Raw genomic sequence first — 21310 nt, 5'->3', positions numbered from 1 at the left:
CTTATCGCTCGTCGGCGATCACCTTGCCGTCGTTAGGCAACGTGCCGGCGGCGACCAGTTCGACACTGCCGCCGAGCTTCGTTACCGCGCGCAGTGTTGTCGCGAGTTCGTCCTGAAGATTGCCGCTAGCCGCTGCCGTTTCCGCCTTCAGCGTCATCAGATCGCTCTCGCCGGATCGCGTGACGACGAGGCGTAGTCTTCCGAGTTCGGGATGGCGCTTGCCGATCTCGGCGATCTGCTCGGGGCGGACGAACATGCCCTTGACCTTGGTGGTCTGGTCGGCGCGACCCATCCAACCCTTGATGCGCATGTTGGTGCGTCCGCACGGGCTTGCCCCTGGCAACGCCGCGCTAAGGTCGCCGAGCGCGAGCCGGATCCAGGGATGCTGCGGATCGAGCGAGGTGACGACGATCTCGCCGACGTCGCCGGGCGCCACAGGGTCGCCGGTGCCGGGACGCACGATCTCCATGATGAGATCCTCGTTGACGACCATGCCTTCGCGCGCCGGCGTCTCGAACGCGATCATGCCGAGGTCGGCTGTGCCGAACGCCTGATAGGCGTCGATGCCGCGCGCCTTGACCTCGTCCTGCAGTGATTTCGGAAACGCCGCGCCGGAGACCAGCGCGCGCTTGATCGAGGAGACATCGCGTCCGGCATTCGCGGCGGCGTCGAGCAGCATCTTGAGGAAATCGGGCGTGCCGCTATACCCGACCGGGCGGTAGGCCTCGATCAGTTCAAACTGCTGCTCGGCATTGCCGGGGCCGGCCGGAATCACCGCGCAGCCCAGCGCCCGCGCCGAGGCGTCGAAAATGAAGCCGCCCGGCGTCAGATGATAGCTGAAGGTGTTGAGCACGACGTCGCCAGGCCGGAAGCCCGCCGCGAACAGCGCCCGCGCGCCGCGCCAGGGGTCGGGGTGGACAGGTTCGGGCTCGAAGATCGGACCCGGTGAGGTAAACAGCCGTCCGAACGATCCGAGCGGCCCCGCCACGAACCCGCCGAAAGGCGGCGCGGCCTTGTGCAGGGCAGGAAGTTCCGATTTGCGCAGCACGGGCAGTCTCGCCAACGCGGCCCGGCTGGTCACGGAAGCGGGATCGATGCCCTTCAGTCGCTCGGCATAGGCCGGCGCGGCCAGCGCCTTGCACAAGACGTCCGGAAGCTTTGAAAACAGCTCCGCCTCGCGTATGCCCGGCTCGCGCGTTTCAAGGGCGTCGTAGTGATCGGTCATGGCTGATGCCTCAGGTGAGGGCCGATTGCGTGCCGCCTCTGACGTGCTATCAGACGGCTTCTACCGGTGTTGATGTTCCAGGGAACGCAATGGCTGAAAGAGATACCGCTGCGGCGGCAGACACGCTGGATTCGGCCGATATCGTCGCCAAGTTGAAGCTTCGCATGATCGACCATTGCTTGCCGCTGTGGTCGACCGAGGGGTGGGACGACAGAGCGGGCGGCTTTATCGATCGGCTCAATCCGGACGGCCGTGCAGACCATCTGGCGCCGCGCCGGGTTTTCGTGCAGGCGCGCCAGATCTATTGCTACGCCAAGGCGGCGCAGATGGGCTGGTATCCGAAAGGCCGCGCGATCGCGCTGAAGGGGCTGGAGCACCTGCTGGCGAAGGCGAAAGCCCCCGACGGCAAGCCCGGTTTTGTGCACACGCTGCAGCCTGACGGCGCGGTGCTGGACCCGCTGCGCGATTCCTACGACCACGCCTTCGTGCTGTTGGCGCTGGCAACCGTCTACGCGCTCGATCGCGACGCGCAGATCCGCTCCGAGATCGACGCGCTGTGCCATTTTATCGAGACGCAGTTGCGCTCGCCGCACGGCGGGGTTCATGAAGGTTTGCCGGTATCGATGCCGCGGCGGCAGAACCCGCAGATGCATCTGTTCGAAGCGATGATCGCGGCGTTCGACGCGACGCACGACACGGTGTTCCAGAACAGGGCCGGAAATTTCTTCAGCCTGTTTCTGGCCAACCTCTACGACAAGCAGCGGCAGGTGCTCGGCGAGTATTTCGAGGAGGATTTTTCGAAGATCGAGCCGGTCAGCGTCGAGCCCGGACATCAGGCGGAATGGACGTGGCTGCTGAAAGCTTTTGAGCGCATCACCGGCTGTCCGACCGGGCGCTACCGCGGCGAATTGCTGGCCTCGGCGCTGCGCTATCGCGATGAGGCGACCGGCTGCCTGATCGACGAAGGCGACGCCAACGGCAATATCAGGCGGCATACGCGCCGGCTGTGGCCGCAGACCGAACTCGCCAAGGCGTGGATCGCGCAGGCCGAAGCGGGCGAGGCGGGCGCGGGCGATGAAGCGCGCGCGGCGCTGGCGCGGCTCGAACGGCACTATCTCAGCCATCCCGTCCCGGGCGGCTGGTACGACCAATTCGACCGCGACGGCAACTCGCTGGTCACCACCATCCCTGCGTCTTCGTTCTATCATGTTCTCTGCGCAGTCGCGGAAGCGGAACAGGTGCTCGGCTGAGCGTTTGATTCTTTTGTTTTGACGCGTTCTCTTCACGCGAACCGGGCTCCATCCCCGGATCAAGTCCGAGGACATGCTTCGCTCGAAAACGCTATGGTTCACAGCCACCGCTTTCGCCGCTTGAAGCTTTTGAGGTTCTTGAAACTCTTGCGCTGGTCGCCGGCGCCGCCGAGATAGAACTCCTTGACGTCCTCGTTGTCGCGCAGTTCGTCAGCGGTGCCGTCAAGCACCACCTTGCCCTGTTCCATGATGTAGCCGTGGCTCGCGACCGACAGCGCCGCGCGCGCGTTCTGCTCCACCAGCAGGATGGTGACGCCGAGGTCGCGGTTGATCGCTTTGATGATCCCAAACACTTCCTTGACCAGGAGCGGCGACAGGCCCATCGATGGCTCATCCATCAGGATCATCTTGGGGCGCGCCATCAGCGCGCGGCCGATCGCCAGCATCTGCTGCTCGCCGCCGGAGAGATAGCCGGCGAGCCCGGTGCGCTCCTTCAGCCGCGGGAAATATCTGAATACCATGTCGATGTCGGCGGCGATCTCGTTGTCGGTACGCGTGAAGGCGCCGAGCTTCAGGTTTTCGATCGAGGTCATGTCGGCGATGATGCGGCGGCCTTCCATCACCTGGAAGATGCCGCGGCGGACGATCTTGTCGGGGTCGATGCCGTTGATGCGCTCGCCATCGAACATGATTTCACCGCGGACCACTTCGCCGTCCTCGGTCTTGAGCAGGCCCGAGATCGCCTTCAGCGTCGTCGACTTGCCGGCGCCGTTGGCGCCGAGCAGCGCTACGATTGCGCCCTTCGGCACTTCGAGGCTGAGGCCGCGCAGCACCAGGATGACCTTGTCGTAGACCACCTCGATGTTGTGGACGCTGAGGAGCGGCGCGGCTTGTGGCGCCGCCAGACGATTGAGTTCAGTTGTTTCAGTCATATTGACCTCTCGCTGTCGTCACCCGCGAAAGCGGGTGACCCAGTATTCCAGAGGCGCCGGTGATTGGCCGAGAAGCCGCGGCGTACTGGATCCCCCGCTTTCGCGGGGGATGACGACGTATCGGTTGGCGGGGCTTACCAACCCAGCCACTCGGGCTTGCGCGGCAGGTCGATCGTCTTCGCCTTCTCCATCTTGATGCCGCCGTTCTTGACGAGCTCGTTGAGCGGGGCGTCGGTCGCGCCGGCGACCTTCATGCGATACAGATCGACCTTGAGCGTGCCGCGGTGATCCGTCTCGGTGAAGGTCGAGGGATTGCAGATGCCTTCGCCGCCGGCGGGCACCCAATCCTTCTTCTGATAGAAGCCCTTCTTGACGTTCTCGCCGGTGGCGCCGCCGTTCTTGGCTGCCCATTCGACGGCTTCCTTCATGTAGAGCGCGGTGCAGACGCCGGCGAGGTAGTGCACGGGGCGATAGGTGGTACCGGCTGCGTCCGACATCTTGGAGATTTCCATAAACGTCTTCATGCCAGGCGCGTTGCCGCCCCAGGCGATCGCGGTACGCAGCGGAAACACCACGCCGTCGGCGGCAGCACCGGCAGCCTTGGCGGCATTTTCGTCCATGCCCCATACGTTGCCGAGGAACTGAACGTCGACTCCGGCGGCCTTGCAGGCGTTGAGCACGGAGATGTTGGAGCCCGCGGTATTGCCGAGATAGGCATAATTGGCGCCTGAGCTCTTCAGCGTCAGGCACTGCGCGCTGTAGTCGCCGGGCGTCAATGCGAACACGATCGGCGGCAGCACTTCGAACCCGAGGTCGGTGGCGATGGCTTCACCCGCCGCCTTCGGCGCGTTCGGATAGGGGTGGTTGGCGCCCATGTGCACGTATTTCGGCTTGCCGGACTTGCCCTTGGCTTTCCAGTCCTCGGCGGCCCAGGTCAGCATGCCGCGAAGTGCGTCCGAATAGCTCGGTCCATAGAAGAAGTTGTACGGCGCGGGCTTGGCCTTGCCGCCGGCGCCGGTCGGATCGGAGAGTGCTGCGGCATAGGATGCCGAGATATCCGGAATCTTGTCCTGGGCCAGGAATCCTGTCAGCGCCTCGGTGTCGGCGGTGCCCCAGCCGAGAATGGCGGCGACTTTGTCGGCGCCCGACCATTTCTTGTACTGCGCGATCGCGCGCGGCACCTGATAGCCGTAATCGACCGTATCGAGATTGACCTTGGCGCCATTAATGCCGCCGCTCTTGTTGATCCACGCATAGGTGTCGGCGACACCCTGTCCGAACGGCGTTCCGACGTCCGAAGTTGGTCCTGAATAGTCGGTGAGATGCCCCAGCGCGATCGGCGCCTGGGCCGATGCCGCGGTAGAACCCAACAGCAAAGCAAGCGAGGCTGTGCTCAACAGAGTCTTCATCGTCATGGATATAGTCCTCCCGGTTACTTCTCGAGGTCTTCTCGTTGTTCGTCCCGTTCCGACCTCAATGCGAGAACGGGTAGAGTTTCCAGTATGCCTTGATCTGTCGCCATCGATGCGCAAGTCCATCCGGCTCGAACACCAGAAAGATGATGATGATCAGGCCGATGGCCATCTCGCGCAAGAAAGCGATATTGTTCTTTAATCCCAGAAATTGATCGATCGGACTGTCGCGGAGCGCGACGCTGAGCCATTCCATCGATTCGGGCAGCAGCACCATGAAGGCAGTGCCCATCAGCGTGCCCATGATCGAACCGAGCCCGCCGATGATGATCATCGCAAGAAAGATGATCGAACGATCGATGCCGAAGCCTTCGTTGGAAACCACCTGATTATAATGCGCATAGAGCGCGCCGCCGACGCCGGCAAAGAAGGCGGCGAGGCCAAACGACAGCGTGCGGTACTTGGTCAGGTTGATGCCCATGATCTCGGCGGACAGATAATGGTCGCGCACCGCAACCAATGCGCGCCCGTCGCGCGAACGGATCAGATTGGTGACCAGCAGATAGCAGACGATGACATAGGCCAGCACGACATAGAAATACTGCTTGTCGCCACGCAGCATGTATCCGAAGATCGAAAATGGCTCGGCGCTGGCGGGAACGCTGCCGCCGGTGAACCATTCGGCGCGGGCAAAGAAGTCGAGCAGGATGTATTGCGCCGCCAGCGTCGCGATCGCGAGATAAAGCCCCTTCAGCCGTGCCGCGGGCAGGCCGAAGACCAGGCCGACCGCGGCCGTCACGACGCCTGCGAGCGGAATGCAAAAGAAGACGGGAATGCCGAACCGGTTCGAGAGATAGGCCGAGGTAAAGGCGCCGAAACCGAAGAAGGCGGCGTGGCCGATCGAGATCTGGCCGGTGAAGCCGACGACGATGTTCAGCCCAAGTGCTGCGATGCCGAAGATGCCGATCTGAATCAGCAGGCTGAGAACGTATTCGTTGACGACGTGTGGTGCAAAGCAAATCAGCACGATGCCGGCGATCATGGCGTTGCGGCTGGTCGTAGTCGGAAACACGGTGGTATCCGCCGCATAGCTGGTGCGGAAATCGCCGGCGGGAATGAGGGTCTGGACTGCCATAATTGTTTACACCCGTTCGATGTCTTTGGTGCCGAACAGGCCGTACGGCTTGATCATGAGGATGATGATGAGCGCGTAGAACGGCGCGATCTCGTAGAGATTGCCCCAGTGCAGATATTCGCTGTCGAGAAAGTGCGCGATGTTTTCCAAAAGGCCGATGATGATGCCGCCGAGCACGGCGCCGCCAACGCTGTCGAGGCCGCCGAGGATTGCCGCCGGAAACACCTTGACGCCATAGGCTGAAAGGCCCGCCGATACACCGTTGACGACGGCGACCACGACGCCAGCTACGGCGGAGACGGTCGCCGAGATCGCCCAGGCCATCGCGAACACGCTTTTGACGGAAATGCCGAGCGACTGCGCCACCTGCTGGTTGAAGGCGGTGGCGCGCATCGCCAGACCATATTTGGAGAGGCGGAAGAACCACGCCATGCCGATCATCATCGCCACCGAGACCGCGAGGCTCATCAGATAGACGGTCTGCACCTGCAGGCCGAGGATGTTGATGTTCTGGGTCTGGAAGATGCGCGGGAACGGCTGCAAATTGACGCCGAACATCCATTTCATCAGTGCCGAAAACACGGTCGAGAGCGCGATGGTCACCATGATCACGGAAATGATGGGCTCGCCGATCATCGGGCGCAGGATCACGATCTGGATCGCGATGCCGAACAGGAACATGAACACCAGCGTGATCGGCATGCCCAGATAGAACGGCACCTGATATTTGGTTAGCAGCCACCAGCACACCCAGGCGCCGATCAGCAGCAGTTCGCCCTGCGCGAAGTTCACGACCTGCGTCGCCTTGTAGATCAGCACGAACGACATCGCGACCACGCCGTAGAGCGTGCCGACCACGAGGCCGTTGACGAGGAGCTGGATGAGGAGCTGGGTGTTCATGCGAAGTTACCAGACGCGCAAGCTGTCATCGCCGGGCTTGACCCGGCGATCCATCGCCTGAAGAAGCACTTTTTCCGAAGAAGATGGATGCGCGGGTCAAGCCCGCGCATGATCAGTTTTGCGGCGCCACTGGCAAACATCAGGATCATTCCGCGGCCTCCGCCATCGGCGCAGGGCCGCCGAGATCGACCACGCGGAGCGTAGTGCGGATGCGCTGGGTGGTGCCGTCCTGGAAGCGGATTACGGTGTCGACGGGAATGTCGCTCTTGCCGGCATAGATCGCGTCGATGATATCTGCGTATTTTTCGTTGATAACGCTGCGGCGGACCTTGCGGGTGCGGGTTAATTCGCCGTCGTCGGCATCGAGTTCCTTGTAGAGCAAGAGAAAGCGGGAAATGCGCTGCCCCGGCGGCAGCGTGGCGTTGACGCCCTCGACCTCCTTGCGCAACAGCGTATAGACCTCGGGGCGGGAGGACAGGTCAGTGTAGGTCGTGAACGAGATGCGGTTCTTCTCCGCCCATTTCGAGATGATCGAATAACGAATACAGATCATCGCCGCCAGCGCATCGCGGCCGGCGCCGAGCACCACCGTCTCGGCGATGTAGGGCGAGAATTTTAGCTTATTTTCCAGATATTGCGGCGAGAAGCGCTCACCGCGCGCGGTTTCGGCGAGATCCTTGATGCGGTCGATGACGACGAGCTGGCCATCTCCGTTGAAGTAGCCGGCGTCACCCGAATGCATCCAGCCGTCCTTGACGTCGGCGGCCGACGCTTCCGGATTCTTGTAATAGCCCAGGAACATGTTGGGGTGGCGGACGACGATTTCGCCGACGCCGTTGACATCAGGGTTGTCGACGCGGATCTCGATATTGTCGGCCATCGGCACGCCTGTCGTATCCGGATCGACTTTGCCGGCGGGATGCAGCGTGTAAGCACCCAGCAATTCGGTCTGACCATAGAGCGTGCGCAGCGGCACGCCCATGGCCTGGAAGAACTTGAAGGTGTCGGGGCCGAGCGCGGCGCCGCCGGTCGCGGCCGAGCGCAGCCGTGTGAAGCCGAGGCGGTCGCGTAGGGCGCGGAACAACAACTGATCGGCAAAAATCGAATGCTTGCTTTGGGCGAGCGCGGAGAGGCCCGCCTTCATGCCGATGTCGAACAGCTTTTGTTTCAGCGGCGAAGAGTCCATCACGCCGGCGCGCACATCGGCGGCGATCGATTCCCAGAGCCGCGGCGCGAACAGTACGAAGGTCGGCGCGATCTCGCGGAAATCGTGCATCATGGTCTCGGGCTCTTCGACGAAGTTGACCTTCATCCGGCACAGCAGCCCTTTGCCAAGCGCGTAGACCTGTTCCATGATCCAGGGCAGCGGCAGCACCGAGACGTATTCGTCGTCCGGACCCTTCGGATCGAAGGCCAGATAGGTCGCGCAATGTCTCAGCACGCGGCCAGCCGCCAGCATCGCCAGCTTGGGGTTGGCCGTGGTGCCCGATGTCGTGCAGAGGATCGCGACATCCTCGCCGCGCGTCGCGTCAACCAGGCGGTCGTAGAGGCCCGGCTCCCGCGCGGCGCGGTCGCGCCCCATCGTGGCCAGCTTCTCGGCTTCCATCAGCCGCGGATCGTCGTATTTACGCATGCCGCGCGGATCGGAATAGACGATGTGCTTGAGGTTGGGCGCGCGGTCGGCCAACGCCAGCAGCTTGTCGACCTGTTCTTCATCCTCGGCGAACACCAGTTTGGCCTCGCCGTAGCTGAGCAGGTAGGCCGCTTCCTCGTCCAGCACGTCGCGATAAAGGCCGAGGCTCATGGCGCCGATGGCATGCGTTGCGATTTCGGCGGCCACCCAGTCCGGGCGATTGTCGCCGATGATGCCAATGACGTCGCCGCGTTTAAGACCCAGTTCGACCAGGCCGAGCGCGAAATCGTGGACGCGGGTCTGGTAATCGCTCCAGGTGAAGACGCGCCACAGCCCAAGATCCTTTTCGCGCAGCGCAATCTCGCCGTCGTGCTCCCTGGAGTTGAGGCGCAACAGCTTTGGAAAGGTATCGGCTTGGGCGGCGCGCCCGGCGTAATCCATCATGCCACGCTCTCCCGTGGTGCCGGCGTGTCGTCCGGATCGACCAGAACCTCATCTTCTTCGCCGAGATAGGCGCGCTTCACATGCGGATCGGCGAGCACGGAGGCGGGATCGCCCTCGGCGATCTTGCGGCCGAAATCCAGCACCATGACGCGGTGAGAGATATCCATAACCACGCCCATGTCGTGCTCGATCATCATCACGGTCATGCCGAACTCTTCGTTGAGATCGACGATGTAGCGCGCCATATCCTCCTTCTCTTCGAAGTTCATGCCGGCCATCGGCTCGTCGAGCAGGATGAGTTGCGGCTCCAGCGCCATCGCGCGGGCGAGCTCGACGCGCTTGCGCAAGCCGTAGGGCAGGGTGCCGGCGGTGGCCTTGCGCACCGACTGCAGGTCGAGGAAGTCGATGATTTCCTCCACCTTGCGGCGGTGCTCGAGTTCCTCGCGCCGCGCGCCGGTCAGCCAGTAAAGCGAGCCGGTGATAAAATTGTTCTTCAGGAGGTGGTGCCGCCCGACCATGATGTTGTCGAGCACGCTCATGTGGTGGAACAGCGCCAGGTTCTGGAAAGTGCGGCCGATGCCGAGCCGTGGCCGCGCGTTCGGATTGAGGCCGGTGATGTCCTTGCCGCGGTAGAATAGCTGGCCTTCGGTGGGCTTGTAGCGGCCGGAAATACAATTGACGATCGAGGTCTTGCCGGCGCCGTTCGGGCCGATGATCGAGAACAATTCGCCTTCGTTCACGCCGAACGAGACCTCGGTCAGCGCACGGACGCCACCGAAGCGCAGCGACACGCCGCGCACTTCCAACGTATGAGCCACTCATTCCCTCCAGATAAGGCGCTTGCCGCGCTCTTTATCTATCGTTCGCAACTACACCCGCAATCTTACATCCGGAGTGACCTTCCGGCCATCCGACTACGATGCCGATCACGGCCGGCATTACGCGTGGTAACGCCGCACCCCAACCAGTCGTACCATGGGCACATCCACCGAGGTGGCCCTCCTTAGGGCAATGCGATAGTTTGAAATGTCTTTTGCCTGACAATTCGTCGGGAAATTTTGCCAGGCTGCACTTCTGTTGCAGTGCAGCAAGTATAGGGCGCGACGGTCGATGCGATCATGATTGCTGCGGATTACCTCAAGCGCATCGCGGCCTGGTCGCGCGAACTGAACGAGCGGGAAATCGAAGTCGCCCGTGCCGGCATCGTCGAGAAATCCTACCGCGCCAACGAGCATATCTTCATGCGCGGCGATCGCTTCGACTATTGGACCGGCATCGTCACCGGCCTTGCCCGAATGAGTACCGTATCGAGCGGGGGCAAGGCGGCGACGTTCGCCGGCCTCACGGCGGGCGCCTGGTTCGGCGAAGGCACGGTGCTGAAGAGCGAGCCGCGCCGTTACGACGTGGTGGCATTGCGCGACACCAGGCTGGCGCTGATGGACCGCAGCACCTTCTTTTGGCTGTTCGAGAACAGCGTCGCCTTCAACCGCTTTCTGGTCCGGCAACTCAACGAACGGCTCGGCCAGTTCATCGGCGCGGTGGAACATGGCCGCACGCTCGACGCAACCAGCCGCGTCGCGCGTTCCATTGCCTCGCTGTTCAACCCGATTCTCTATCCGGACATGACGCGCCATCTGGAGATCACGCAGGAAGAAATCGGAGCGCTCTCCGGTATTTCGCGGCAAAACGCCAACCAGTGCCTGAAGCGGCTCGAGAAGGAGGGCTTGCTGCGGCTCGAATATGGCGGCGTCACCATCATCGAACTCGAACGCTTGCGCCAGCATGGCGACTAGTTGCCTAAGAGCCTGATTTCAAACGGCTATGGCGATAGACTTGGCCCAGGGGCCTGCGCGCGGTAGAAGGCCGTCTCGATGCGCAATCTCTATGCGTGCTTTCGTTTGATCACGATGATCCGATCATGAACCGCTACGAGCTTAGCCAAAAGCGCGGCCGGCGGATTGGCAGGGACTGGTACCGCGACGTAGTTCTGATCTCCGATCCCGATCTCGACAGGTGCTTCTGACCACCCGAACTCGTCCTTAATGGCGGCAGGGACCAGGACGAACACGCTTAGATCCAATCTCGTCCGAATCACTTCAGGGTGAGTGTGGAGTAGAGCGTTGAGTTCGATCGAATGAACACCCAGCAGGGTAAACAATCGGCCGAGACCATCGGCGCCAGGCACTGCATCTGCGGCTCGTGGGACATAGGATGTGGCGCCCCTGAAGATGTCGGCTACCTTTGTAAATCTCATCTCCGGACGTCGTTGTCCGTAGGGTTTCAGTCCCTCGGCCACCACGCCGATGCGACTGCGGTCCACGCGCAAGTTGGGCAAGCTGAATTCAACTTGGGATGCGATGGTGTCGAAGTTGGCGGCCTGCTCGAATATCGCGTCACGCGATGCGACCGGTATCCTGCGCCCGTCGTCATCCTGCACGAAAAGACGCGTGAAATACCCCTCGAATACGCCCTGGTTTCCTCGGCCGTAGGAGGTCATCAATTGCTTCGTTTCCCTGAAATAACCGGCGAGCTGGGCATTAATAAACGGTGCGGGCTGCCCGTTGATAGCAACATGGAACGCAAGCAAGGCCGAGAAAGCAACGGCCATTAGCCGAAGAGCGACGCCGCGTTTCCAAAGCGTCTGCAGCAGGACGAGGCTCAGGAGCAAGCTCAGCGGTTCGGAAAAGATGATGTCATGCCCCTGCATTCCCCGGTTGAAAACGACGACGGACAATACGAAGAGAAGAAAAATCACTCCTAGAACTGCAAGCTCGCCATAGTTTGACGATCGCCGCTGACTAACGGCGAGCGCGCCGATCATCACCGCCGGCAGAAGGAAGAGAAGGGGAGTGCTCGTGAACTGCTGCCACAGCGATGCCGGATTGCCGACCAGGTTCGGATCTACCGAACCAAGGAAGGCGACCTTGACGATGGATAACGCGTAAAATGCACCCTTCAACAGATCTGAAAAGACGAACATCAGCAACGGAATCGAAAGAAGAACTCCTAACCCCATCAAGTTCGTAAAGGAGCCGAAGCGATATCCCAAGCTTTCCGGCTTTTTGAAAAACTCGGTCAGCAGCATCGGGATAATCAAGGCCAAACCAGTGACGATGCAAAGCGGCGTGATCGAGAACGATGTTCGAGAGTGATAGACGTGCGCCGGCAAGTCCAGAAAGAATGCGAGGACGATGAAGGCGAGGTATAGAGAGATTGAGGCACCCGCGATTATTCGATTGCTCCGCGGCGACAATCGCCCAAATGCAGACAAGCTACTGTCCCGGAGCATCATCAAGAGTGCAAACAGGGGTACGGCGGCAATGGTGGGAAGAATTTGAATTTTGGTGTTGAACGCCAGCCCGGCGAACATGCCGGAAGCAACCGCCAGAACCGATGATCGCAATGCTCTGTTCGCATCGACGGCAATCAGTGCAACGTACAGACTGCATGAGGCATAGAAGAGGCCGAAAAGGTCGGTCCGAAACAGGATTGTCTGATATGCGAGTGATCGCGATCCTGCAAAGAACAAAAATGCCAAGATCAAGAGCAACGGCCCGGCGCGGGTAACCTTGGCTAGTGCAAGCGCGAGCAACAGCGCGGAGCCGACGGCGAGGAACGCCAGATGGCCGCGAAGAAATTGGATCAGCTCGGCAACGCCGAGCAATGGATTGGCCCAGCTATACATTGCGGTGTAGTCCCGCATATGCACTAGCCCAACTAGTTGGCCGAACCACTGGCTCCAGGACAGCATCAAGTACATGCCGCCCGCCGGATGGGTCACCTGGTCAGGGAGCATGCCGCCCTGGATCAAAAGCGCGTCGAGCGCGGTGACTTGATCCATGTCGTCGGTGGAGTAGTACGGATAGAACGCGGTATTGTGCCGGAAAATCACGAACGAAACCGCTGCCAGAAATGCTATGCAGCACCAGAGCCAAGGTCGCCGCGTCTTGATAATTTGTACTGGCATCTCGCGCACGCGCGACCGCCTTTCGTCGCACTTCTTGGTCTTCGATCCCATCTATAACCGATCCATGCCCGAACCTCGGCCATCGGTCAACTAACGGGAGCTTGCCGCCCCTCCTGCAACAAAAGCGCGTAAGCAGGGAATCGGCCTTCTCGGGGCTGATGAGGGGCGGCGCTGAGCAGGGCGCGTGTTCGTTTACCAATATCGCGCCGCGCCGGGCCTGCTCTGCAACACCAACGATATGTCTACTGACGACCAGTACGACGCCACAACAGTACGTTGCTAAACGCGCTCTATCAATTTACAGGAGGGATCCCTTCGGTTAGGAATAGTCCCCCTTCGACTGCCCAGGAGCGGATTCCATCGATGAAGACGATCCATAAAATCGGCGCCGCGCGCGCGATTTATCGCGCGGTTCACGCCGGTCGCACGCTGCTGGGTCGAACTGATCGAGAGATTTTTGTCAGGGATGGAATCAGTTACGATCTGGACCTTTCGCAGGGAATAGATTTTGCAATCTATCTCGGAGGCATGTTCGAGCCCAGTACCGCGACTGCCTTGAGCAAATTAACGGAACCCTCTTCGCTCGTGCTCGATATTGGGGCCAACATCGGGGCGCACACATTGCGTTTGGCCAAACTGGTCGGTCCGAAGGGCCGGGTTTTAGCATTCGAGCCGACGGATTTTGCGTTCCGCAAGCTTCGACGGAACCTGGATCTCAATCCATTGCTTGCGTCTCGTGTGGATGCGTTTCATTGCTTCTTGACCGCCACGGACGGAACCGTGGTCCCGGATGCCATCTACTCCAGTTGGCCCTTGGTGGCGGAGGCAGGACTGCACCCTAAGCACCTTGGTCGCGAAATGCAGACGGATTCAGCGCAGGCGCGGAGCCTGGACAGCATTCTAGCCGAGCATGCTGACCGAAAAGTGCAGTTGGTAAAGCTTGATGTGGACGGGTTCGAATGTGACGTGCTTCGCGGCGCGCCGTCACTGCTTCGCGATGCTCGCCCGACCTTCGTGATGGAATTGGCGCCCTATGTGCTCGATGAACGGGGCGCCTCGCTAGATCAGCTCCTTTCTTACTTCATTCCCAATGGGTATATCTTCTACCACGAGAGGACGCAGAAGCGCTTGCCTTCGACGGCAAAGGAGTTGCAGGCGCTGGTCGAGAGCGGCGAAAGCATGAACGTCATCGCCCGCGTCACCTGATGCCTGCGCAGCCGTCCGTCGAAAACGTAAGCCGCACTCTAGCAAGGGGCGGTTGTAACTTGGACGCCACAATGAATCCAGCGCAATCCAGTATTTCACCAGCGGTCTGCAATTTGCGAAAGAGGGAATTCCTAAAATACGCCGAGAGCAGCCCGAACGATGGTGATCGTCTCAGCAAGTTCAACGCCGCCTATCGCGAAGACGACCGCAAGTTCATGCGATTCCTGATTCCACCCGGTAAGCGGGTACTGGAACTTGGTTGTGGCCAAGGCGAGTTGCTCGCCGCGCTGAAACCATCCTACGGCGTCGGAATAGACTTCAGCGCCAATACGATTGCCAAGGCCAAGGAGTTGCATCCAGGCCTGCATTTTGTTCTCGGCGACGTGGAAAATCCGGCAACGTTGGCCGGCATAGAGGATCCATTCGATTACATCGTGATCGCCGATACCATCGGGATGTTCGAGGACATCGACGGCACATTGAGACTTGTGCATCACTTGTGCACGCCGTCCACGCGGATCATAATCTCCTATTACTCACATTTGTGGGAGCCGATCCTGAAAGTCGCCGAGCTACTGCGTCTGCGTAGAAGGCGACCGAAGATCAATTATATAGCAACCGTCGATTTCCTGAACCTGATGGATATCGCGGATTTCGAAGTGATTAGCCAGGAGCAGCGCCAATTGATACCGCTGCGTTGGTTCGGAATTGGTTCGTTCGTCAATCGCTTCATCGCGCCGCTGCCGGTGATCAGGCAGTTATGCCTCCGAACCTACCTCGTCGGACGACCGGTCCTGAAGTTTCCGGACCGGAAATATTCGGTGAGCATCGTCATTCCCTGTCGAAACGAGAAAGGCAATATCGAAAGCGCTATACTGCGGATGCCGAGGTTCGCCGCCAAGCAGGAAATTCTGTTCGTGGAAGGAAATTCCAGCGACGGCACGTTCGAAGAGTGCGAGCGGGTACGCGATGCATATAAGGACAACTGGGACATCAAAGTGCTGAAGCAGGATGGAAAGGGTAAGGGCGATGCGGTTCGAAAAGGTTTCGCCAGCGCTACCGGCGACGTGCTGATGATTCTCGATGCAGATCTGACGATGCCTCCTGAAGCACTGCCGAAATATCATTCGTTAATCGAGACCGGCAAGGCAGAATTCGTCAACGGCACCCGTCTGATCTACCCAATGGAAAACGAGGCGATGCGATCGCTCAATCTCATCGCCAACCGCTGCTTTGCCTATCTATTCAGCTATCTCGTAAACACCCGGCTCACCGACACGCTATGCGGCACCAAAGTCCTTTTGCGAAAAGATTACGAAGTGCTGGCGCGGGAGCGCGAATACTTCGGCAACTTCGATCCGTTCGGGGATTTTGATCTGATCTTCGGCGCCGCGAAACAGAATCTGAAAATCGTCGAAACTGCGATCCACTACAGGGCCCGTACTTTTGGCGAAACCCAGATATCTCGATTTCGGGACGGTTGGTTGCTGTTGAGAATGGTTTGGTTCGCCTACCGCAAGCTCAAGGCTATTTGATTGTCATGACGCAGAGCGCAACCAGTTTGAATCAACGCCAGGTCATCCATCGGGAGGTCTGGGCGCGGAAGAAAGCGCTACGCGCCCTCTATCATGACTTTCACCGGCAGCTGTTTGAAAACTGTCCGGCGGGTACCGTTCTCGACATCGGCGGAGGAACGGCTCATATCAAGGAATCTCGCCCCGATGTCGTTTCCGCCGACATCTTATCCTTTCCGGGTATCGACGTGGTCGCCGATGCTCACCGGCTGCCTTTCCGGAATGAAATCTTTGACGGCGTCGTGATGCTCGATGTCCTGCATCATCTGGAACGCCCGATCGAATTCCTCAAGGAGGCGTCGCGCGTCTTGAAGCCCGGCGGGTGTCTAGCGATGATCGAACCGGCGATGACGACAATCGCGCGCAGGTTCTACGATCGGTTTCACGAAGAACCCGTGGACATGAACGCCGATCCATTCGCGCTTGTCGCAATCGATCCCGATCGTGATCCGTTCGACGCCAATCAGGCAATTCCCACATTGTTGTTCGCCACTGCTCCCGCGTGCAGGCGTATCGAACAGACCGTTCCTTCGTTGCGGATACGCACCGTCGAATGGCACAGCCTTTTCGCCTATCCGATGAGCGGCGGATTCCAGAAATGGTCGTTGATTCCGGGCTCACTGGTCGGCCCGATGCTGGCATTTGAACGAAAGGTGCCAGCTCCAGTCCGAAAACATTTAGCATTCCGGATGATGATTGTTCTGCAACGCATATAGCGGTGTCGAAATTATTTCAGATCTCGACCTGAGATTTCGGAAGTTGCCACAGCGTTCAAAATGGGCATCGAGTAGTGATTCATTGGATGGCCAGAGATTCGACTTTCTAAATCGCTGGGAACATTTGGATTTTGCGGCTTCCCTGTGAATTGCCCCTAGCGAGTAAAAATGCGCTATCTACTCCGTTATCAGGCGACTGGCCGCTGCAGATCGCTAAACTTAGGCTCCGGATTGCGAATAGCGTCGAGGCGGCGGACGTCCAAGTTGCACTAGTCAGTGAACTCATGCGCGGAGAATTCGAAGAACACATCTTTGCTTTTCTTCTACCCATCGACGCTTTCGGTCAGCAGTGGACGCGTGGCGAATGAGAAAGGCTGCATGTCAGGCGCCAATGCCGAGCAGGCAAGCGTCCGTTTCGGGTCGAGTTCGAAATCAGCCTTAGACACGGCTCTGGTCGGATGCTATGGCCGTGCGCGGCCGATGGCACGGCCCGTGCGTCTCATTTGGGCTGGGCGATGGAAGCGCGGAACGGCTGTTACTCGCCGCGGATCGGCGTCATTGGAGAAGACATGGCGGCTCAGGATTCACAGCGGCGCGTGGCGCTGATCACGGGCGTTACCGGCCAGGACGGCGCCTATCTGGCCGAATATCTGCTCGGCCTCGGCTACACCGTCCACGGCATCAAGCGGCGGTCGTCGTCGTTCAACACCGCGCGGATCGATCACCTCTACCAGGACCCGCATTCCCGCAACGTGCCGTTCCTGCTGCATTACGGCGACATGACCGACTCGACCAACCTGATCCGGCTGATGCAGCAGATCAGGCCGACCGAGATCTACAACCTCGCCGCCCAGAGCCATGTCGGCGTCAGCTTCGAAAGCCCGGAATATACCGCCAACGCCGACGCCATCGGCGTGCTGCGGCTCTTGGAGGCGATCCGCATCCTCGGCATGGAGAAGGAGACGCGGTTCTATCAGGCCTCGACCTCGGAGCTCTACGGCCTGGTCCAGGAAGTGCCGCAGAAGGAGACCACGCCGTTCTACCCGCGCTCGCCTTACGGCGTCGCCAAACTGTACGGCTACTGGATCACGGTGAACTACCGCGAGGCCTACGGCATGTTTGCCAGTAACGGCATCCTGTTCAACCATGAGAGCCCGATCCGCGGCGAGACCTTTGTCACCCGCAAGATCACCCGCAGCGTCGCCCGCATCGAGGTTGGCCTCGACGAGGCGCTCTATCTCGGCAACCTCGAGGCCAAGCGCGACTGGGGCCATGCGCGCGACTATATCGAGGGCATGCACAAGATCCTGCAGGCCGACGCCCCCGACGATTTCGTGCTGGCGACCGGCGAAACCCGCTCGGTGCGCGAGTTCGTCGAGCTGGCGTTCGCCGAGGTCGGCCGCCGCATCGAATGGCGCGGCCGGGGTGTTGACGAGACCGGCGTCGACGCCACATCCGGCAAGACCGTGGTCCGCATCGATCCCGACTATTTCCGGCCGACCGAGGTCGATCTTCTGGTCGGCGATGCCAGCAAGGCGCGGGAAAAACTCGGCTGGAAGCCGAAGACGTCGGTCACCGAACTGGTCAAGGAAATGGTCGCCAACGATCTGGCAGAAGCGAAGCGGGAGGTCGCCAATGGCAAGCCTGCCGTTTGAGCTGACGAGCAAGACCGTCTACGTCGCCGGGCACCGCGGCATGGTCGGCTCGGCGCTGGTGCGCCGGCTGGCGCGGGAAGACGTCGAGCTGCTGACCGTGCCCCGCAGCGAGGTCGATCTGCGCGATCAGGCCGCGGTCAATGCGTGGTTTGCCGCCAAACGCCCGCAGGTGGTGTTTCTCGCCGCCGCCAAGGTCGGCGGCATCGTCGCCAACAACACGCTGCGCGCCGAATTCCTCTACGACAATCTGGCGATTGCTTCGAACGTGATCCATGCCGCGCATGTCCACGGCGCCGAGAAGCTGATGTTTCTCGGCTCCTCCTGCATCTATCCCAAACTGGCGCCGCAGCCTTTGCGCGAGGACTCGATGCTGACCGGGCCGCTGGAGCCGACCAACGAGCCCTATGCGATCGCCAAGATCGCCGGCATCAAGATGGTGGAGGCCTATCGCAGCCAGTACGGCGCCGACTTCATCAACGTGATGCCGACCAATCTCTACGGCCGCGGCGACAATTATCATCCCGAATACAGCCACGTCGTCGCCGCGCTGATCCGCCGCTTTCACGAAGCCAAGGTTGCCGGCGCGAGCGAGGTCGTGGTTTGGGGCACCGGCACGCCGCGGCGCGAATTCCTCTATGTCGACGACCTCGCGGACGCCTGCATTCATCTGATGAAGACCTATTCGGATAGCGAACTGGTCAATATCGGCACCGGCGAGGACATCACGATCGCCGAATTCGCCCGCGTGGTCGCGGCGACCGTCGGCTATGCCGGCGCGATCGGTTTTGATGCCTCGCGCCCGGACGGCACCCCGCGAAAACTGCTCGATGTCAGCCGGCTGGCCAAACTGGGCTGGCGCGCCAGCACGAAGCTCGAGGACGGCATCCGGCTCGCCTATCAGGCGTTCCTCAGCGAGCGCGCGGTGAGCGGCTAGCTAGCCGAACGAAAGCCCTGTCAGTCCGCGCCAACACGAAAGCATTTCGCCTCTCCCGCACGAAAATCGATACCCAATTTTCCTGATCATGCTCTAGGATGCACGCGCCGAGCGGCCGCAAAGAGCCATCGCCGCGTGTTGTCGGAGGAAGCATGATGAAATATCAACGTCGCCAGTTCTTGCAGCTCGTCGCCGGTGCGGCTGCGCTCCCCGCCACATCAAGCATCGCAAGCGCGCAGGCCTATCCATCGCGCCCGGTTCGCCTCGTGATCGGCTATACGCCCGGCGGCTCGGCGGACCTCACGTCGCGCCTGATGGGGCAATGGCTATCGGAAAAGCTCGGGCAATCCTTCGTCATCGAGAACCGGCCGGGCGGCGGCACCAATATCGCCACCGAGCAGGTGCTGCGCGCCACGCCGGACGGCTACACGCTGCTCTTGGTGGCGCCGGCGAATGCGATCAACGCCACGCTCTATGACAAGCTGCCGTTCGATTTCATGAAGGAGATGGAGCCGATCGCGGGCATCATTCGCTTTCCCAATGTCGTGGTGGTGCATCCCTCGCTGCCGATCAAGTCGATCCCCGAGCTGATCGCCTACGCCAAGGCCAATCCGGGCAAGCTCAACATGGCATCGTCAGGCAACGGGTCGACGATCCACATGTCGGGCGAACTGTTCAAGATGCTGACCGGCATCAACATGCAGCACGTGCCCTATCGCGGTGGCGCGCCGGCGCTCACCGATATGCTTTCCGGCCAGATGCATGTGATGTTCGATAACCTTCCGACCTGCGCCGAGCACGTCAAATCCGGCAAGCTGCGCGGGCTTGCGGTCACCAGCACTACGCGTTCGGACGTGCTGCCGGACCTGCCGCTGGTCGCCGATTTCCTCCCCGGCTACGAGGCGAGCGCCTGGTATGGCCTCGCAGCGCCAAAGGGCACGCCGCCGGAAATCGTCGGCACGCTCAACAAGGCGGTGAACGAAATCCTCGCCGATCCCAAGGTGAAGGCCCGGTTTGCCGAGATCGGCGCCATCCTGCTGCCGGGCTCGCCCGCCGATTTCGGCAAGCTGGTGGCGGACGAAACCGAGAAATGGGGCAAGGTCGTCAAGTTCGCCGGCGCCAAGGTGGATTAGGACCGGCGAGGTAAACCAGCAATGTCTGCTTTCCGGAGGATTGTGTTGCAAAAGTCGTTTTGCCGAAGGTGTCAAAAATTCTGAGGGCCGCAGGCGCGATTTTCGTGTAGAGATCTGAGGGACCTCATCGCCTCATGCTAAACTAATAGGCGACTTCGGTAACGCGATTGAGGTTATCCGAATCGTCGATCGCCTCGCGTTTTAACGTTTCACCAAGAATTCGGACTGATGCAACTTTCGGCTTTTGCAACAGTATCCGGAGGCAAGCAGACGCGGATCAGCAGCGTTGTGATGTCCGCAAGTGACGCGCAACGGACATTCGGTGAGGAGTCCCGGTCAGAGCATCGGGCCGCTGGCTAAGCCAGTCTATTCTTCTTCTGCAACTTGGGCGAAGGTGACAGATCGAGCTTTGCTGTCATACAGTCTCTGGGACGGTCGGTCGCGATATCAGTCCGAAAGCGGCGAAAATCAAAGCGATGCCTGAAGCGATCGCTCGCACTTGATTCCAGAACTGCCATCGCCCTGAATAGCTTTCCCAAACCTCCCGCGCGGCTTCAATGTCTGCCGGAATAGGCGTCACCGCCAACGCCTCGTTCATGGGAACGTTCACAGCCATTGTGAGGAAAACGCCGAAAACCATATAGACCGCAGCCGCGGCCAAGTACCAGAACGCAGCCAAACTTTGACCGGCAAAGCGCATTGCGGCCGCCGTGAGAACCAGAACTACCGGTGTCAGGAAGAATGCGGGAAAGAACACCGCGTTGCGCACTGAGGCATTCATCGCCTTCATGGCGGCGATTGCGACACGGGGATCCGCCTGATCGAGTCCCCACATCGTCGAGCAGACCCAGGCATAGAAGAATCCGAAAATCGCGCCGCAAAAGACAATTGACGCGATCGATAGTGCTACGAGCAATCTAGGCATTGTAGCCTTCCCTAGGGCGGTCTCTAAAGCCAGTGCAACCCCCCAAGCAGAAAAATCATCCGCTGAGCGCGTGACCTTTGTCACGTGAACGAACGACCTTACAATGTCCGTTCTTGAGCGCAGCGCGGACATCACCCAACTAGGTTACGATGTCCGAGAGTGACCCTGGCTGTTCTCTAATTCCGGGCCTGCGGTCAAGACTCTCCACATCCTTGCCGGGTTCATGGTTCTCTCCGCGGTAGGGGCATGCCCTCCGCATGATGGCGTAG

General features: G+C 60.4%; 18 protein-coding genes. 8 read left to right on the top strand and 10 right to left on the bottom strand.

What is annotated here, in order from left to right:
- Position 1 precedes the first annotated feature (1 nt).
- Complete coding sequence (locus tag IVA95_RS25195) at positions 2-1225, bottom strand: AMP-binding protein (protein WP_247512953.1); 1224 nt, start codon at positions 1223-1225, stop codon at positions 2-4.
- Between the two features lie 89 nt (positions 1226-1314).
- On the opposite strand from IVA95_RS25195, the gene IVA95_RS25190 reads away from it, so the two are divergent.
- Positions 1315-2475: an AGE family epimerase/isomerase gene (locus IVA95_RS25190; protein WP_247512952.1), complete on the top strand. Its 1161-nt coding sequence runs from the start codon at positions 1315-1317 to the stop codon at positions 2473-2475.
- A 98-nt stretch (positions 2476-2573) separates the two neighbouring features.
- On the opposite strand, the gene IVA95_RS25185 is transcribed toward IVA95_RS25190, so the two are convergent.
- The 7 genes from IVA95_RS25185 to IVA95_RS25155 form a co-directional block, all read right to left on the bottom strand.
- On the bottom strand, positions 2574-3407 hold the full coding sequence (locus tag IVA95_RS25185; protein WP_247512951.1) for an ABC transporter ATP-binding protein: 834 nt from the start codon (positions 3405-3407) through the stop codon (positions 2574-2576).
- A 134-nt stretch (positions 3408-3541) separates the two neighbouring features.
- Entirely contained in the window at positions 3542-4822 is a 1281-nt protein-coding gene (locus tag IVA95_RS25180; RefSeq protein ID WP_247512950.1) for an ABC transporter substrate-binding protein, read from the bottom strand.
- Between the two features lie 58 nt (positions 4823-4880).
- On the bottom strand, positions 4881-5954 hold the full coding sequence (locus IVA95_RS25175) for a branched-chain amino acid ABC transporter permease (protein ID WP_247512949.1): 1074 nt from the start codon (positions 5952-5954) through the stop codon (positions 4881-4883).
- A gap of 6 nt (positions 5955-5960) precedes the next feature.
- Entirely contained in the window at positions 5961-6854 is an 894-nt protein-coding gene (locus IVA95_RS25170) for a branched-chain amino acid ABC transporter permease (RefSeq protein ID WP_247512948.1), read from the bottom strand.
- On the bottom strand, positions 6851-7003 hold the full coding sequence (locus tag IVA95_RS25165) for a hypothetical protein (RefSeq protein WP_247512947.1): 153 nt from the start codon (positions 7001-7003) through the stop codon (positions 6851-6853). The genes IVA95_RS25170 and IVA95_RS25165 overlap by 4 nt, the downstream gene beginning before the upstream one ends.
- Complete coding sequence (locus IVA95_RS25160) at positions 7000-8931, bottom strand: long-chain fatty acid--CoA ligase (protein ID WP_247512946.1); 1932 nt, start codon at positions 8929-8931, stop codon at positions 7000-7002. The genes IVA95_RS25165 and IVA95_RS25160 overlap by 4 nt, the downstream gene beginning before the upstream one ends.
- Positions 8928-9749 (bottom strand): ABC transporter ATP-binding protein, encoded by an 822-nt coding sequence (locus IVA95_RS25155; protein WP_247512945.1) that lies wholly within the window; start codon positions 9747-9749, stop codon positions 8928-8930. Before IVA95_RS25155 ends, IVA95_RS25160 begins: the two co-directional genes overlap by 4 nt.
- A 300-nt stretch (positions 9750-10049) precedes the next feature.
- On the opposite strand from IVA95_RS25155, the gene IVA95_RS25150 reads away from it, so the two are divergent.
- The gene (locus IVA95_RS25150) at positions 10050-10724 is read left to right on the top strand and encodes a Crp/Fnr family transcriptional regulator (RefSeq protein WP_247512944.1); all 675 of its coding nucleotides are present in this window, start codon (positions 10050-10052) and stop codon (positions 10722-10724) included.
- Positions 10725-10813: 89 nt separating this feature from the next.
- Here IVA95_RS25150 and IVA95_RS25145 read toward each other — a convergent pair whose 3' ends face one another.
- Entirely contained in the window at positions 10814-12949 is a 2136-nt protein-coding gene (locus IVA95_RS25145) for a hypothetical protein (protein WP_247512943.1), read from the bottom strand.
- 312 nt (positions 12950-13261) lie between these two features.
- On the opposite strand from IVA95_RS25145, the gene IVA95_RS25140 reads away from it, so the two are divergent.
- From IVA95_RS25140 to IVA95_RS25115, 6 genes are all read left to right on the top strand, one after another.
- On the top strand, positions 13262-14104 hold the full coding sequence (locus IVA95_RS25140) for an FkbM family methyltransferase (RefSeq protein WP_247512942.1): 843 nt from the start codon (positions 13262-13264) through the stop codon (positions 14102-14104).
- 71 nt (positions 14105-14175) lie between these two features.
- Positions 14176-15639 carry a bifunctional class I SAM-dependent methyltransferase/glycosyltransferase family 2 protein gene (locus IVA95_RS25135; protein WP_247512941.1) on the top strand — a complete coding sequence of 488 codons (1464 nt, stop codon included), beginning with the start codon at positions 14176-14178 and terminating at the stop codon, positions 15637-15639.
- 5 nt (positions 15640-15644) lie between these two features.
- The gene (locus tag IVA95_RS25130) at positions 15645-16394 is read left to right on the top strand and encodes a class I SAM-dependent methyltransferase (RefSeq protein WP_247512940.1); all 750 of its coding nucleotides are present in this window, start codon (positions 15645-15647) and stop codon (positions 16392-16394) included.
- A gap of 569 nt (positions 16395-16963) precedes the next feature.
- Positions 16964-18049 carry a GDP-mannose 4,6-dehydratase gene (gmd, locus tag IVA95_RS25125; protein WP_247512939.1) on the top strand — a complete coding sequence of 362 codons (1086 nt, stop codon included), beginning with the start codon at positions 16964-16966 and terminating at the stop codon, positions 18047-18049.
- The gene (locus IVA95_RS25120; protein ID WP_276577715.1) at positions 18030-18983 is read left to right on the top strand and encodes a GDP-L-fucose synthase; all 954 of its coding nucleotides are present in this window, start codon (positions 18030-18032) and stop codon (positions 18981-18983) included. The genes gmd and IVA95_RS25120 overlap by 20 nt, the downstream gene beginning before the upstream one ends.
- Positions 18984-19138: 155 nt before the next feature.
- Positions 19139-20116 (top strand): tripartite tricarboxylate transporter substrate binding protein, encoded by a 978-nt coding sequence (locus IVA95_RS25115; RefSeq protein ID WP_247512938.1) that lies wholly within the window; start codon positions 19139-19141, stop codon positions 20114-20116.
- 415 nt (positions 20117-20531) lie between these two features.
- On the opposite strand, the gene IVA95_RS25110 is transcribed toward IVA95_RS25115, so the two are convergent.
- The gene (locus IVA95_RS25110) at positions 20532-21125 is read right to left on the bottom strand and encodes an anthrone oxygenase family protein (RefSeq protein WP_346658043.1); all 594 of its coding nucleotides are present in this window, start codon (positions 21123-21125) and stop codon (positions 20532-20534) included.
- Positions 21126-21310: the final 185 nt, after the last annotated feature.

The sequence above is a fragment of the Bradyrhizobium sp. 157 genome (genome assembly GCF_023073815.1).
Lineage (GTDB): Bacteria > Pseudomonadota > Alphaproteobacteria > Rhizobiales > Xanthobacteraceae > Bradyrhizobium.
This window is presented reverse-complemented; position numbering and strand designations above follow the sequence as displayed.